The organism is Anaerolineaceae bacterium oral taxon 439 (assembly GCA_001717545.1).
In the GTDB taxonomy this organism is placed as follows: Bacteria; Chloroflexota; Anaerolineae; order Anaerolineales; family Anaerolineaceae; genus Flexilinea.
Genome location: CP017039.1, coordinates 588,557 through 602,954 on the forward strand (window position 1 = coordinate 588,557; position 14,398 = coordinate 602,954).

A 14,398-nucleotide genomic window follows, 5' to 3' on the forward strand; every position below is an offset into this window, starting at 1 on the left:
GGCTCATGACGGAGACCGTTTTAAACGTTCCGGCGGAGCGTGTCCCGCGGCATATCGCGGTGATCATGGACGGGAACGGTCGCTGGGCGAAGAAGCGCGGACTTCCGCGTCTCTTGGGTCATCGGCAGGGGACGGAAAATTTGCGCCGGATTATTAAGGCCTGCGTCAGGGCGGGGGTCCGCTACCTGACGATTTACGCGTTTTCTACCGAGAACTGGGGCAGGCCGCAGGATGAGCTGAAAGGCCTGATGCAGATTTTTAACGATGCGTTCGTCAACGAGATCAGCGAGCTGGTCCGTGAGGGCGTCCGCATCCTGCATATCGGCCAGCGGGAGGGTATCCCGGCCGACCTGCTGAATAAAATTGATCAGGCGGTCGAACGCTCTGAAGATAACGGCCGACTGATTCTGTCGGTGGGGCTGAACTACGGCGGGCGGAACGAGATCATGCATGCGGTTCGGAAAATCGTCGCTTCCGGCGTCGCGCCGGAGGAGGTTACCGAATCGCTGATTTCGGAGAACCTGTTTACCGCGGGAACGCCTGACCCGGACCTGGTTATTCGAACCAGCGGCGAATACCGCATATCCAATTTCCTGCTTTGGCAGTCGGCTTATGCGGAATGGGATTTCCCTGAGACGCTTTGGCCCGATTTTGGCGTGGAAGAACTTTATGCGTCGATTGAACGGTACGCGAAACGCGACCGCCGTTTTGGAAAATTGTCGGCGAATGACGGCTAAGCTGACGAATTTGCAGCAGCGGATCCTGACCGCGGCGGTTTTACTGCCGCTGGTTTGTTTTCTGATTTATGCCGGCGGAATGGTTTTCCTGATTGGCGTGGTCGTTTTTCTCGGGCTTGGCGCCTGGGAATTTCATCATATTTATCTCAATAAGCCGGATAACCGGACGTCGACGATTTTCATGGTCGCGATGGTCGTGATTATGTGCCTCTGCCGTTATTTTTTCGGGTTCAACTGGAGTTGGAGGCTGTTTACGCTGTGTTTCATGCTGTCGATGGTTTTCAGCGTCGTTTCGTATGAGCTGGGCGACGACGCGGCGGCGAACGGCTTCTCGACGCTCGTTACCGGAGTTGTCTATTTAGGTTGGCTCGGGTCGTACCTTGTCGCGCTGAGGCAGCTTGACGATGGTTTGGTCTGGGTTGCCTTTACCGTTTTGTTGGCGATATCCGCCGATTTGGGCGCGTTCATTTTCGGACGTCTTTTCGGGCGGCGTCATATGTTCACGCGTGTCAGCCCGAAAAAGACCTGGGAAGGCTATTTCGGCGGGATCGCCTTTACGATCGGCGTTGCCGCGCTGGCGCATGCCGTTATTCAGGGCGTTCAGGGCCTGATGTCGCTGAAGCTGGTTCTGGCGTTTGCGGTCGCGGTCGCGGTTGTCTGCCCGTTCGGCGATTTTGGCGAGAGCATGATCAAGCGATCGTTTGGCGTCAAGGATTCTTCCAACCTGATCCCGGGGCATGGCGGCGTACTTGACCGCCTGGACTCGATTCTGTTTTCCATGCCGATCGCGTTCTGGTTCTATGAGATCGTCAACCGCTAATTTTCCGACAGTTTTATTTCGATCGTTCCGTTGGGCGCGGCCGCGTCAACGTTGACTTGATACGCGTCGCCGACGTTCAGGATTTCGCCGTTGGGGTAAATTTGCCCGCCGTTCCGCGTATAAGCCGCCGGGTATATGGCTTCCGCTTCGGGCGGGAGCGTGATAAACGCGTTGACTCCCTTGGGGACGTAAATCCGCAGGTTCCCGTTCTGACAATCGAAACGGAGGGCTTGTTGCGCCTGATAGGGAAGAAGGACGTCGATATTACCGCGGCGTGAAGTAACTGACGCCGAATGCAGCGCGACGCGCGACAGGTTGAGCAGCTGGTACCCGTTGTTCATCGTCGTCTCCAGCGTCAGCGGCAGGCTCTGGTCGACTTCCAGCTTCCAAAGCGCGTCGGTTTGCTGTTCCTGTCCGAATTCGAGCGTTCCGTCGGTTTCGGTCGCTTCCGCCGATAATTCATAGCGCATCAGCGCGCCCGATCCGTCCGCGCTTTCGCTGAACGTTTCGCCGTTTGCGAGACGGACGCTCCCGGTCAGCGCACTGGCCCCGAGCGCGTTTCCGCGGAGGTCGATCTGTCCTGACGGCGCGTGAATTATCAGCGAGGCCGCGTTATGATCCGGGTAGGGGTAGGCGATCGTCTGTTGCGAAGCGCGCGAGGGAAGCGCGTACGGCGTTTGGTTGATTGTGACGCTTTTCGGCAGCGTGATATTCGGGATCGTCAGTAGTCCGTTCGAGACAAAAATCGTGATCAGGATTGCTCCACCGACGAAAACGAACGAAACGATTGCGCCGATGACCCGCGATCGGAGGAGAATATCGATGCCAACCGCGACGAGGAGGAGGGGCCAGAAGCGGTTGAAGATTTCGCGGAGGCCGCCGGCGTCCCCGCTGCCGAAGTTCAGCACCAGGACGACGCCTCCGAGCAGCGTCAGGACCGCGCCGCTGATGAAGCGCTTCTGAACTATGAGGAAATCGAGGCCCGCCGCGACGATGACGATCGCCCAGGCGCGCTCTAAGAAAGCTGGATCCGGCGCGCCGCCGAGCCCCGATGCGTAAAGCTGGAGAAGCGTTCCGCCGATAATCAGGATAAGCGGAAGGACGCTGCCGCGGCGCGGCTGCGGCGTTGGCGCGAAGGAGGGATCGAGGTCTTGGTTCATGCCTTTTCCCGTGCAATTAGTATGCCTTCGATCGTCAGGGAAACGGGCGATGGGAAGCGTCCGGCTTTTTCTCGCGGTCCGGGTTAGCGGCGAACGATCGCGGATTCGATAGCGGCGTTTCCCGCCCCCGATCTTTTCGCTTAAGCTGGTTTTCGCAGGAGGAGCGTCATGATCAGTCCCAGAACGCTGAGCCCGATCAGGCCCCACGCCAGAGCCGGCTTGAACGCTTCGATTTTCATGAAAAAATCGTTGATGTAGCCCCCTGGCTCGCGGTTCTCCTCGGAGGCAGGATTCGCCGCGGCATTGGTCGGATCCGCGGTATAGGTCGGGCGCGGGGTCCGGGTTGGCGGGATCGGCGTCTTCGTAATCGTCGGCGTAACCGTGTCGGTAAATCTGGGCTGGATGAGAATCGTGTCGCCCTCGTAGATAACCGGGTTCTCAGGATCGAGGCTGTTCAGGAGCGCAAGCCCGTTCCATCCGATATCGTACGCGGCCGCGATTTCGGAGAGCGTCTGGTCCTTCAGCACGACATGCGCGACCGAGCCGTCCGACGCCGGCGTCGAAGTCACGACCGGATTTTCGTCCGGAAGCTCCGTCTCAGACCATGGAGCGTCGGCAGGGGGCGGAGTTGCGTTTTCGATCGTCGGAAGCGGCGTATAAGTCAGCGAGCCGTCGGCGAGCTTTCCGGTGATCAGCGCGACAAAGCGGCGGTTATTGATGACGATTGTCGCGATTCCGGCGTGAAGGTAATCGGCGCTCAGGAGCTTCGCGCGTTCGCCGACCGTTGAGAACCAGATCTTCTCGATAATATATTCCGGCGGTGTCGTCCGCCAGACCATCGCGGAATTCTGATGAAGCGAGAAAGCGGCTCCCCCGGCGTACTGGTATTCCTGCGCTACCGACTTGAGCGACCGGTTGTCTTTCGAGCGCTCGCTGAGTCGGTTCAGCCTGGCGAAGACGCTGACCTGCGCTGCGGCGACTTTTTCCAGCGCTGCGTCCGGAATCAGTTCCGGACGGTCATATTCGGCGCGCAGCCGGTTAATTTCCGTCAGGAGCGCTTCGACGTAGGCTTCGTTTTCGCGAAATTCGCGTTCTTCGGCTGACAGTTCGCGGGTTTGCGTTGGCGATGGGGCCAGCGACGGCGTTGTGGAGGCGGACGCCGTTTCCCGGGCGGTTGGCGTTGGGGTCGTCGTGGCGTTAGCCCTTCCGGAAAGAATCAGGAGGTATCCGAGGATCAGGAAACTTGAAAACGTCCGCCGGCGATTCATGTCCTATTTTTCGCGCAGGAACCCGAAGACCCAGGTCAGGATCAGCCCGATTCCGCAGGCGATTACCAGGAAAATGCCCAGCGTTCGCGCTCCCGGTTCGTCGAAAAAGGAAATATATTTGATAAGCGGGCCCGGCGTTGGCGTCATTGTAATCGTCGGCGTCGGCGAATCGAGCGGCGCGAGCGTTGGGGTAATCGTCGAGGTTGGGCGCGGCGTGTTGGTTGACGGCGGCGGCGTGACCGTCGGCGTCAGCGTATCGGCGACCGGCGTTCCCCCGTAGTGAATCAGGATGCGCTGTCCGGCTGTAACCGAGGTGTCCTCCGCGCTCATGTTATTCATCGCCTGGATCTGAGCGATTGTCGTTCCGTAGTTGATCGCGATCGTCCAAAGCGTTTCGTTGGCTTGAACGATATGGAAAATCGAGCCGTCCGGCTGTGCCGTGCTGGTCGCGAATTCGCCCGGCTGAACCGGGGCGGCTAAAATATCGACATCGGCGTTTCCGGCGTTGAGGTTGGCGGCGACCTGCGCGCCGCTTCCGCCCGCCGCAGCGGTGGGCACGCCCACTTTGTCGAGACCCGTGTCCGCGCCCTGGCTGTTGACGAGGAGTGTATAATACGCCGCGCCGCCGGCCGAGAGCGCGTAACCCGCGCCGACCGTTCCCGAATCCATCCCGATCATCGTGTACAGGTGCAGCTCGTCCGTCCACATCGAACTGACGCACCAGGAGGCGGTTACGCCCGCCCCGCCGCAGACGTTTTCCGACCGCGCAGGGATTTGCGACCCGTCGGCGCGGTTATGCGTTGTTTCGCCGATCGAAGCCTGATATTCGCTTTGGGCCTGCGCGGCGGCGTTGAGCCCGCCGTCGACGGCGTACGGTTCGAGCCCGTTCTGTGCCCGGAGCGCGTTGACGGCCTGTATGAGCGCGTCGGCGCTCTGCGTGCGGGCTGGCTGGTGAATAAGGAGAAAAACCGCGAGGATCAGCGCGAACGCGGGGACGATTTTGTGGAAAAGCGTCGAGTTCCGATTGTTCATGGAAGGAAATTATACTCGAATTCTGTTACGTCCATGCGCCGCGCCGTCCGGAGGAGCTTTCCCATATCGGTGGCCGGCTTCCCGTTCCTGCAGGGCGGTCAAATTTTCGGAACGTAGCCATGATCTGCACGCAAATGACCGACACTAAAGTCAGTCCAGACACCCTCGGACGGGATGTTTATCGGGTTGGCGGTCGAATCGCGGAATTTGGACCCATTCCATATCAAAAAGGCCATTCGTTCTGCCTGTGGCGATGCCATCGATCTGAAACCTGTGTTTACGGCTCTTTTCTCTGAAGGCTTCGACGCCGTTTCCGACAGACTTCTGCCTCTGAATTTCACTGGAAAACTTACCACCCGAGGAGAAAGGCAACGTTGTTTTGATGATCTCAAGCGTCATGAGGATGAGATCCTGCCGCTCGATCAGCGTTCGCTTCCCTATTGCCCATTTTTCTTCAATGGGCTGTATCGAAGCAAATGTCGGTAAACTGATTGCACTGCTCATGAAATCCCGTGGCTGCAGCTGGTTGAGAGCCGGCGCTCAGGCTATGGCTACCATTCTTTCCCTATCTTCCTGAACTGGAAGCCCAATGTGTTCACTTATGCCATCCGAATGACTCCGAAAATCATCCTGTTCGGTCGGCCTCTGAACGCAAAGACGCGCACAGCCTTTAATGAATCATGCTGCTTCTTTCCTGATTCTTAAGAGCGGAAAAATGTCTTCCCCCTGTTATTCGCTTTTCAAGAGTATAATCTATGGCAGCGACCTTCTTTAAAATCCCATAGAAATTTGAAACAGACTCTGGACACGTGCTGAAACGTGGCGGTCCTGTCTGGAATTGGCTTTTTCAGGTCTACCGACCAGTGCAGCATACTGAAAATTTGGAACACTACATAAAAAAATCATCAGTACGCTGGTGTAGATAGTCAACAAATAGAAGTTCACGTTGATTCAAGGGCTGATAATGATTCTTTATCATGCAGATTATAAATTTTTCTGTATCCGGAATAACCCGACAAACACACCCCACTATCTTTGCTTCAGATTCAGGAATCTTCAGCCCGATAGAGAAAAACATTCCTGATCTGATCGCGTCATAAGTTATTCCTTTGTCGTTGGCAAACAGGATCTTATTTCGATCATGTAATCCTAATATACCTAAGGTATCCTCCGGTGTAATTTGCGCGTCTGCAACAAATGCATATTTCTCTAAATCCGCTTTTTTTATGTTTTTCATTCTTGCTAATGGGTGCTGTCTGGACACTGCGATGCAGGCAGGAATGTTATCCCGCAAAATTCGAAAATCAAGAGCATACTGTTCCGCAATCTGCTGATAATATTCGGTTCTGCTTTCAAACATGCTTAGTAGTCCGATTCGACATTGCTGCGCAACAATGCTTCGTATATTTTCTACGATTCCGGCGCATAAAAAAGAATCATGCGCAATTGAGCAAGGATACGCATGGCGAAAATCAAAAAAACATCGCGAGAAAAAAGCAGCGCGAGCAGCGATCACCGACAAACTATTATTGTCCGGGAGTATATTTGGAATGTTTTGAATATTCCTTCTCTCGTTGACGATTCGTTCAGCGGAAAGCATGAATTTTATGCCGGCGGGGGTTGCTGTGATTCCCGATTTCGAACGTAAAAAGATCGGGAACCCAATTTCGTTTTCCACGTTTTTTATAATGTTGCTGAGGTTTGATTGCGAGATGTAGCAGTTTTTAGCGGCCTGATTAACAGATCCGCATTTATATGTTTCGATGATGTAAACAAGGTGGTTAATGTTCATGACGATTCTTTTCGGTTAAAAAGTCCTGACATTATATGCATTGCGCAATAATGTAGCGCTTGCCTGATTATACATGTTTGTTACGTTCACAGAATTCGCTACCCTATCTTTCTTTCAGATATCAGAAGGGATATGGTATATGCTAAGATCATTTTACCAGAACCATTAAAACGTATGTCCATTCTCAGGAAGGGCTCCATGGAAAGACACAGCAAACGGGAAAAAACGGTTAATATTTTGGATAAGTTATATTGGACTGTTCAACCACCAATTGGTGTCATTCTCGGTGATTATTTTCGGGAAGAAAACTGGTTTGCGCCTCATTTTGCTGGCGATCAGGGATATCATGGCATTCTTGAAGTCGTCAGAGACCAGGAACGTATTGTTTGGATCCGATTTAACGAGATAAATAATCCTACTTACTATATAAAGAAATATCAGGGCGTTTCAAAGCGCTTGTCGGATTATTGCTTTTTTCAGGCGACGAAAGAACGAACAGAAAAAACAGGAGTTGTGCTGACAAATGGGCTTGTTCATCTTGAGAATCAGATGATTGCTGAAAATCGACTTACAGGCAGTTTTGATGTGTTATGCGGCGCCTCGAACAGTATCAAGCGATCGATGCTTCCCTTGGCCGAAAAGATTTCTGGTCGTCTCCTGTCAAAGGCCGACGGTAAATATTATGGAATTGCTGAGTCTCTTGGCGGAGGCGTTACGGGTCATCTTCAGGTTGTAATCAATAACGGATCTATTATTCAATGTTTCTATGATGAAATTTTTGCTGATCGGGAGGAAGAAATCGATGATCCCGAATTGAAGCCGTATTATCGGCAGTCGAAATATCATTGTCTTGATTACGTTTCTACCCTTGGAATAGGATTTAACATTTTTTCCGAGATGATAAGCGCCCGGGTTCAGGCGACACAGAATTTGTTGGATTTGGACGGGCTTCCTTTTTCTAATGAAATTGGCTGCGCGGTTGAATGGGATAACTATATTCGTCTGGCGACTAAATTAAATGTATGTATTAATCAGATATAAATTATTCAATAAAAAGGAGGCCAGTCCCTTGCCCTCATATGAAGGTAAAGAATAAATATCCTTATTTGTAAGATTAAAAATCTAGGTTATCGATGGCCTTGATTTAAAAACGTTCATTAAAAAGGAGAAGAAATGAAAAGGAAGTTGTTGGTTGTTGTTCTGGTTGTTGTCGCGCTTTTAACAGTTTCAGCGCTCGTTTTCGGCGCGCCGTCTCCGAACAAGGACGATGGTACGTTGATTGTTGCTGTCCCTGACGCGCCTTCCTACATGGATCCCCAGGTTCAGGCTTCCATTGGTACTTATCGCGTGACGACACAGATTTTCGATAGGCTTGTGTCAATGGATACTGAAATGAATTTAGTCCCCGGACTTGCGGAGTCCTGGGATGTTGAAGATGAAAAAACAACGGTTTTTCATCTCCGGAAAGGCGTAAAGTTTCATAATGGCGAGGAAATGACTTCTGAAGATGTGAAATACAGTCTTGAGCGGTGTATTGCTTCAAGCGGCGTGAACTACAATTATTTAATTATCGACAATATAGAAATAATAGATAATTATACTATCAAGATAATCACAAAAGAACCTTTCAATGCCCTGCTTTATCGGTTAACTCTGGATGCGGCTTCGATTGTTTCAAAGAAAGCAGCTACTAGTTCCGAAGAATTTAATAAGCATCCGGTTGGTGCAGGCCCATTCAAATTTGTTTCATGGGAGATGGGCGGAGATGTGGTTCTTGAAGCGAATGAAGATTATTATAAAGGCGCTCCAAAAATTAAAAAACTGATCTTTCGGCAGATCCCCGAAGCGTTGAATCGCGCAATTGGCCTTGAAACGGCGGAAATTGACCTTGCTTATGATCTCGCTATCACGGATCTGGATATGTTGATGGAAAATGAGATGATTACGGTTGAAACCGTTCCGAGCACGACCGTATGGTACCTTGGTTTCAATGTTCAAAAGGAACCTCTTGATAATGTTCTGGTGCGCCAAGCTGTCGCTTATGGACTGAATACGCAGGATGTAATTGATATTGTCTATAATGGTGTTGCCTCGCCAGCGCATAATACAATGCTTCCCCCCAGATTATTCGGGTATGCTCCGGACACAGTTGAGTATCCATATAGTATTGAGAAGGCTAAAGAGGTTTTGGCTGAGGCTGGTTATCCGGATGGTTTTGCCACAACGCTCTGGTGTTCCGACAGTCAGGTAATGCGGGATATTGCGGTTGTTGTTCAGGAACAGCTGCGAGTGATTGGTATTTCAGCAGAAATCAAGACGGTTGAGGCCGGAAATTATTATGCTGCGACTGGCGCTGGGGAGCAGGATCTATTTATCCTTTCAAAAACTTCCATAGATCCGGATTCGATGCTCAGAGCGATGTATCATACGGAGGCTTTCGGCCTTTCCGGGAATCGTTCGTTTTGGGCGACGCCAGAAACAGACGAGAAGATAAATCAGGCTTCGATTACTCTGGAACCCCAAAAAGCGCAGGAGCTCTATCGGGAAATTCAAACGATTGTTGCGCAGCAGCTCCCATTGATACCTCTTATGATTGAAAACCTGAATGCAGGCATGCAGTCCAATGTTAAGGGGTTTGAATTGTATCCTGGAAAGTCCCATTATATCTATGGAACCTGGTTCGAATAGAGCCTAATGACAGTGCGACTGTACATCTTTCGGATGTACAGTCGTTTTGTTTCGGGGCAAATTACAAGCCAAGGAGAACAATTCATGTGCAGATTTATTACTCGAAGGCTTATCTTATTGATCCCGGTTTTACTGGGCGTCAGCTTCATCGTTTTTTCAATCCTTAGTCTTACGCCAGGCGATCCCGTGCAGATACGTCTGGGGGATAATTACACCCCTGAATCATATGCTTCAATGAAGCATGAGATGGGATTGGATCAGCCTTATATCCTCCGTTACCTATCGTATATCTGGAATGTGATTCGGGGGGATTTTGGAAAATCGTATACGACGAATAACCCGGTCGTAAGTGAAATAATGGCGAGATTCCCGAATACGCTGCTCCTTTCATTTTGCGCAATGCTGTTCGCCATTGTTATTGGCGTATCGCTTGGTGTGATTTCAGCAACTCGACAATATTCATTTCTGGATAGTACGTCTATGGTTGCTGCGTTGATCGGCGTATCTATGCCAAATTTCTGGTTAGGTTTGATGTTAATCCTGGTATTCGCCGCCAGACTTGGCTGGTTCCCTTCCGCCGGATTTAAAACCTTCAGATCGTTAGTATTGCCTGCGTTAACGTTGAGCGCTAACTCGTTGGCAATCATTACCAGGATGACGCGATCCTCAATGCTGGAAACGGTTCGCATGGACTATATCCGTACAGCGCGCGCTAAAGGTGTAAATGAAAACACTGTCATTCTGAAACATGCGCTCCGGAATGCATTGATGCCTGTCGTTACAACTATAGGGTTACAGTTCGGTTTTTCTATCGGCGGCGCTGTCCTGGTTGAAACGGTTTATTCCTGGCCTGGGTTAGGACGATTGTTAGTTGAAGCAATTAAATATAAAGACACGCCGTTGGTTACGGCGATTGTGATAATTTTAGCGACAATGTTCACTGTGATCAATTTATTTGTTGATGTCCTTTATGCCGCTTTAGATCCGCGAATCCGCGCACAATACAAAGGAAAAGGATAGGCGCATGATCATTCATCCTCAGATTAAAAGCAGGAAAAAATCGCAGCTTTCCGCGGTTTGGAGGCGACTTATCAAGAACAGGATGGCCGTTGTTGGGTTGGTAATTTTATGTCTTATTATATTAGCCGCCCTGTTTGCGGGTGTCTTATTTGATTACGAAAAAATGGTCATTCAGCAAAGCGCTTCCTTACGGTTAAAGGGTCCTTCCACTGAGCATTGGTTCGGAACGGACGAAGTCGGAAGAGATATCCTCGCCCGTATCATTTATGGCGCGCGCGTGTCTTTGCCGGTTGCGTTTGCAACGATTGCGATTGCATCGGTCATAGGAGGACTTCTTGGTGCGATCGCTGGGTATGGAAGTAAACGTGTTGACAATATTATTATGCGGATCATGGATATTTTCTTAGCTATTCCCAGTGTATTACTTTCAATTACGTTAGTTTCGGCGCTGGGCGCAAGTATGGGCAATTTGCTGTTGGCAATCAGCATATCGAATATTCCTCCGTTTGCCCGGATCGTCCGTTCCTCCGTTCTGACAATCCGTAATGAAGAATATATTGAAGCGGCTCAAGCGATTGGGGGCGGAGATATACGAATTATTACCAAGCATATCATCCCAAATTGCATGGCCCCATTGATTGTTCAGGCAACCCTCAGTGTTGCGGGATCTATTTTAGCAATTTCAAGCCTGAGTTTTCTGGGGCTTGGAATTCAGCCGCCAACGCCTGAATGGGGATCTATGTTGTCAAGCGGGCGTCAATATATTCGTTATGCCTGGTGGGTTTGCGCTTTTCCTGGTATAGCGATCATGTTGATTATTCTCTCGCTCAATTTATTAGGTGATGGCCTTCGGGACGCGCTTGACCCGAAGTTGAAAAATCGATGAGGACGATAGCATCATGAATCAACAAGTCCTATTGGATATAAAAAATCTCTGTGTCGAATATCGTTCGGATGAAGAGACTGTCTTCGCTGTCAACTCGTTAAATTTGCGATTAAATCGAGGCGAAAGTCTTGGTTTAGTCGGCGAGACCGGGGCCGGAAAAACGACGACGGCTTTAAGTATTCTGAATCTGGTATGTGATCCTCCGGGAAAGATTGTGAATGGGGAGATCTTCTTTGAAGGAGCGGATCTGTTGAAAATGAAGATGAATGAAATACGCGACATACGTGTGCAGAAGATTTCTATTATTTTTCAAGATCCAATGACTAGTCTGAATCCTGTTTATTCCGTCGGCGATCAAATTGCAGAAGTTATTATTTTGCATGAAAAATGCAACAAGCATGAGGCGCGACAAAAGGCTGGCGATATGCTCGAAAGAGTGGGTATTCCGCGAGAACGCTATGATGAATATCCACATCAATTTTCCGGCGGAATGAAGCAACGCGTAGTTATCGCAATGAGTATCGCCTGCGCTCCCGAATTAATTCTGGCTGATGAGCCGACGACAGCTTTGGACGTGACAATTCAAGCTCAGGTTCTTGAATTGATGTCTGATCTGAAAGAAAAAATGAATACATCGCTGTTGCTCATTACTCATGATCTGGGCGTAGTTGCGCAAATTTGCGATCGGGTCGCTATTATGTATGCAGGGAAAATTGTTGAAAATGGCACGATTGAGGAAGTCTTTGATCACCCAAGGCATCCATATACGATTGGATTATTTGGATCAATCCCAACATTAGATGATTGTGTTGAAAAGCTGAAGCCGATTAAGGGCGAAACACCTGATCCGACGAATTTGCCGCCCGGATGTTCTTTTCATCCCCGTTGTCAGTATGCGAATGAATGCTGTTCAAAAGATAGGCCACAGAAAACCATATTGAATGGAACTCATATGGTTCGATGTCTGGCGTATGAAGGGAAGTTCGAAGCAGATGGATTGGCAGAGGAGCTCAGGTATGACTGATGAAATTCTGATAATCAGGAATCTGAAAAAGTATTTTGAGACCAGGTTAGGAACCTTGCATGCGGTTGACGACGTTTCCTTCAAAATTAAACGCGGTGAGACGCTGGGTTTGGTTGGCGAATCCGGATGCGGGAAATCGACAATAGGACGTTTGATTTTGGGATTGCAAACCGCAACCAGTGGCGAAATATTGTTTAATGGGAAAGATGTTTGCAAAATGAGCAAACAGGAACTGAAAAACGTTCGTAAAGATCTTCAAATTATTTTTCAAGATCCTTTTTCGTCATTGAATCCCAGAATGTCGGTAAGCGAAATAATTCGCGAACCATTGCAAATCCATAATCTTGTTCGCGGGAGAGCTGAATCAGACAAGGAAGTTTTTCGTTTAATGAATATCGTTGGACTCAGTCAACGGTTGCTCAATGCCTATCCACATGAATTGGACGGAGGCCGGAGGCAGCGCGTTGGAATCGCAAGGGCTTTAGCTTTGCAGCCACAATTTATTGTCTGTGACGAACCCGTTTCGTCTCTTGACGTTTCAATTCAGGCTCAGGTTTTGAATTTGCTGAAGGATCTGCAAAAAGAACTTGGATTAACTTATTTATTTATTACGCACGATCTTTCCGTTGTCAAGTTTTTTTCTGACAATATTGCCGTAATGTATTTAGGTCAGTTAGTGGAAACCGCAAAATCTGACGAGTTATTTCAACAACCATTGCATCCGTATTCTCAAGCGTTGCTATCCGCGATTCCGGTACCTGACTGCCATAAAAAAATGCGTCGAGTAAAGCTGATTGGCGAAATCCAGAGTCCGGTTAATCCGCTTCCAGGGTGCAGGTTTGCAAAACGCTGCTTATATCAGGATGAAGCTTGTACAATGCAGGATCTTGAATTGAAACCATATGGCGATGCGCATTATTGCGCATGCTGCAAAGTTGGTCAAATTAATATTGCAAAGGAAATATAGATGATAGACAAGACGAGATGGTTAGGACTGGGTCCATGGCACGAGGATAATGAATCAGAATTGATCGATTGGACTGTGCAACCGCAATATCAGGGGATCCTGAAGGGTAATTACTATCATGCTGAGCTACGTTATAGCGGGCGTTGGGGAGATTCGGGTCATTTAGGAGAACTTGACGTTGTTACAGACCCTGAAGACAGGGTGATTTTCGCGGAATTTAATGAAACAACAATGAGGAACTATTATGTCCGTCATTTTCAGAACGTCAGCAAAAGAAGGACAGAATTCCAGTTCTTTCAAGATTTTCATGATAAGCGGCGTAGCGTTTCTTACGGTAAGGTTCTGGCAAATGGCTTTAAATACGTGGAAGATCAAATTCTCGCTGCAAAAAATCTGAACTGTGATTTTGACTTATTAACCGGCGCGTCTTTTTCTATGAAGAACATGATCGGGCTTACGAAAAAGATCGGCGAGGAAATTCAGGATTCTACGCATGAGAAACAAGACTATTATGGGTATGCAGAGAATTTCGGATATGGTTTAACCGGATGGCTTCAAGTTGTACTGGAAAAAGGAAGGATTGTTAAATGCTTTTATGATGAGATTTTCGCTGATCATACAGATGAAATCCTCTATGACGAGCTGAAACAGTTCTATCGCCAATCTAAATATTATTCGACGACTTATGAAGATCCGTTTCCTTCAGGGTGGGATCGACATGCATGGCTGGTTTGCTTTAAAGACTTAAGTGACCAGTTAAATAAAAAGGTCTGCGAAACGCAGGATATGCTTGACATTACCGGACTCCCATGCGTTGATGGCCCTGATCTGGGCGTCGTCTGGGACAGGCCGCATAAAGATGATATCCCTTTGATTTCGAACAACGACGCTACCACGCGTTCAGTTACGCGTCCGCGCTCTCCAGTGTGGAATAATTATCTCAGGATGGCAAAAATTCTTTTGGATGAAATCAATAAGGATAAGAAATTTCAGTAAAGGGAATG

The 14,398-nt window shown here is 49.2% G+C and carries 14 protein-coding genes; 9 read left to right on the forward strand and 5 right to left on the reverse strand.

Annotation, left to right across the window (positions count from 1 at the left end):
- Positions 1-5 precede the first annotated feature (5 nt).
- Positions 6-737 (forward strand): di-trans,poly-cis-decaprenylcistransferase, encoded by a 732-nt coding sequence (locus tag BEQ56_02775; protein AOH42494.1) that lies wholly within the window; start codon positions 6-8, stop codon positions 735-737.
- Positions 727-1,557: a hypothetical protein gene (locus BEQ56_02780; protein ID AOH42495.1), complete on the forward strand. Its 831-nt coding sequence runs from the start codon at positions 727-729 to the stop codon at positions 1,555-1,557. The genes BEQ56_02775 and BEQ56_02780 overlap by 11 nt, the downstream gene beginning before the upstream one ends.
- Here the strand turns inward: BEQ56_02780 and BEQ56_02785 are convergent.
- From BEQ56_02785 to BEQ56_02805, 5 genes are all read right to left on the reverse strand, one after another.
- Entirely contained in the window at positions 1,554-2,717 is a 1,164-nt protein-coding gene (locus BEQ56_02785) for a hypothetical protein (GenBank protein ID AOH42496.1), read from the reverse strand. The genes BEQ56_02780 and BEQ56_02785 overlap by 4 nt on opposite strands.
- A gap of 140 nt (positions 2,718-2,857) precedes the next feature.
- On the reverse strand, positions 2,858-3,985 hold the full coding sequence (locus BEQ56_02790) for a hypothetical protein (protein ID AOH42497.1): 1,128 nt from the start codon (positions 3,983-3,985) through the stop codon (positions 2,858-2,860).
- A gap of 3 nt (positions 3,986-3,988) precedes the next feature.
- The gene (locus tag BEQ56_02795; protein ID AOH42498.1) at positions 3,989-5,017 is read right to left on the reverse strand and encodes a hypothetical protein; all 1,029 of its coding nucleotides are present in this window, start codon (positions 5,015-5,017) and stop codon (positions 3,989-3,991) included.
- Positions 5,018-5,167: 150 nt separating this feature from the next.
- Complete coding sequence (locus BEQ56_02800) at positions 5,168-5,521, reverse strand: hypothetical protein (GenBank protein ID AOH42499.1); 354 nt, start codon at positions 5,519-5,521, stop codon at positions 5,168-5,170.
- Positions 5,522-5,906: 385 nt separating this feature from the next.
- Positions 5,907-6,809 (reverse strand): hypothetical protein, encoded by a 903-nt coding sequence (locus BEQ56_02805; protein AOH42500.1) that lies wholly within the window; start codon positions 6,807-6,809, stop codon positions 5,907-5,909.
- 198 nt (positions 6,810-7,007) lie between these two features.
- Here BEQ56_02805 and BEQ56_02810 point away from each other — a divergent pair, with 198 nt between their 5' ends.
- The 7 genes from BEQ56_02810 (at position 7,008) to BEQ56_02840 (ending at position 14,390) form a co-directional block, all read left to right on the forward strand.
- Positions 7,008-7,850, forward strand: coding sequence for a hypothetical protein (locus BEQ56_02810; GenBank protein AOH42501.1), 843 nt, complete (start codon positions 7,008-7,010; stop codon positions 7,848-7,850).
- A 132-nt stretch (positions 7,851-7,982) separates the two neighbouring features.
- Complete coding sequence (locus BEQ56_02815) at positions 7,983-9,497, forward strand: hypothetical protein (GenBank protein AOH42502.1); 1,515 nt, start codon at positions 7,983-7,985, stop codon at positions 9,495-9,497.
- Between the two features lie 84 nt (positions 9,498-9,581).
- A complete protein-coding gene (locus BEQ56_02820) occupies positions 9,582-10,517 on the forward strand; it encodes a peptide ABC transporter (protein ID AOH42503.1) in 936 nt (311 codons plus the stop codon).
- A 4-nt stretch (positions 10,518-10,521) separates the two neighbouring features.
- A complete protein-coding gene (locus tag BEQ56_02825) occupies positions 10,522-11,403 on the forward strand; it encodes a peptide ABC transporter permease (GenBank protein ID AOH42504.1) in 882 nt (293 codons plus the stop codon).
- Between the two features lie 13 nt (positions 11,404-11,416).
- Positions 11,417-12,427, forward strand: a complete 1,011-nt coding sequence (locus BEQ56_02830) for a dipeptide/oligopeptide/nickel ABC transporter ATP-binding protein (GenBank protein AOH42505.1) — start codon at positions 11,417-11,419, stop codon at positions 12,425-12,427.
- Complete coding sequence (locus BEQ56_02835; protein AOH42506.1) at positions 12,420-13,394, forward strand: peptide ABC transporter ATP-binding protein; 975 nt, start codon at positions 12,420-12,422, stop codon at positions 13,392-13,394. Before BEQ56_02830 ends, BEQ56_02835 begins: the two co-directional genes overlap by 8 nt.
- The gene (locus BEQ56_02840; protein ID AOH42507.1) at positions 13,395-14,390 is read left to right on the forward strand and encodes a hypothetical protein; all 996 of its coding nucleotides are present in this window, start codon (positions 13,395-13,397) and stop codon (positions 14,388-14,390) included.
- Positions 14,391-14,398: the final 8 nt, after the last annotated feature.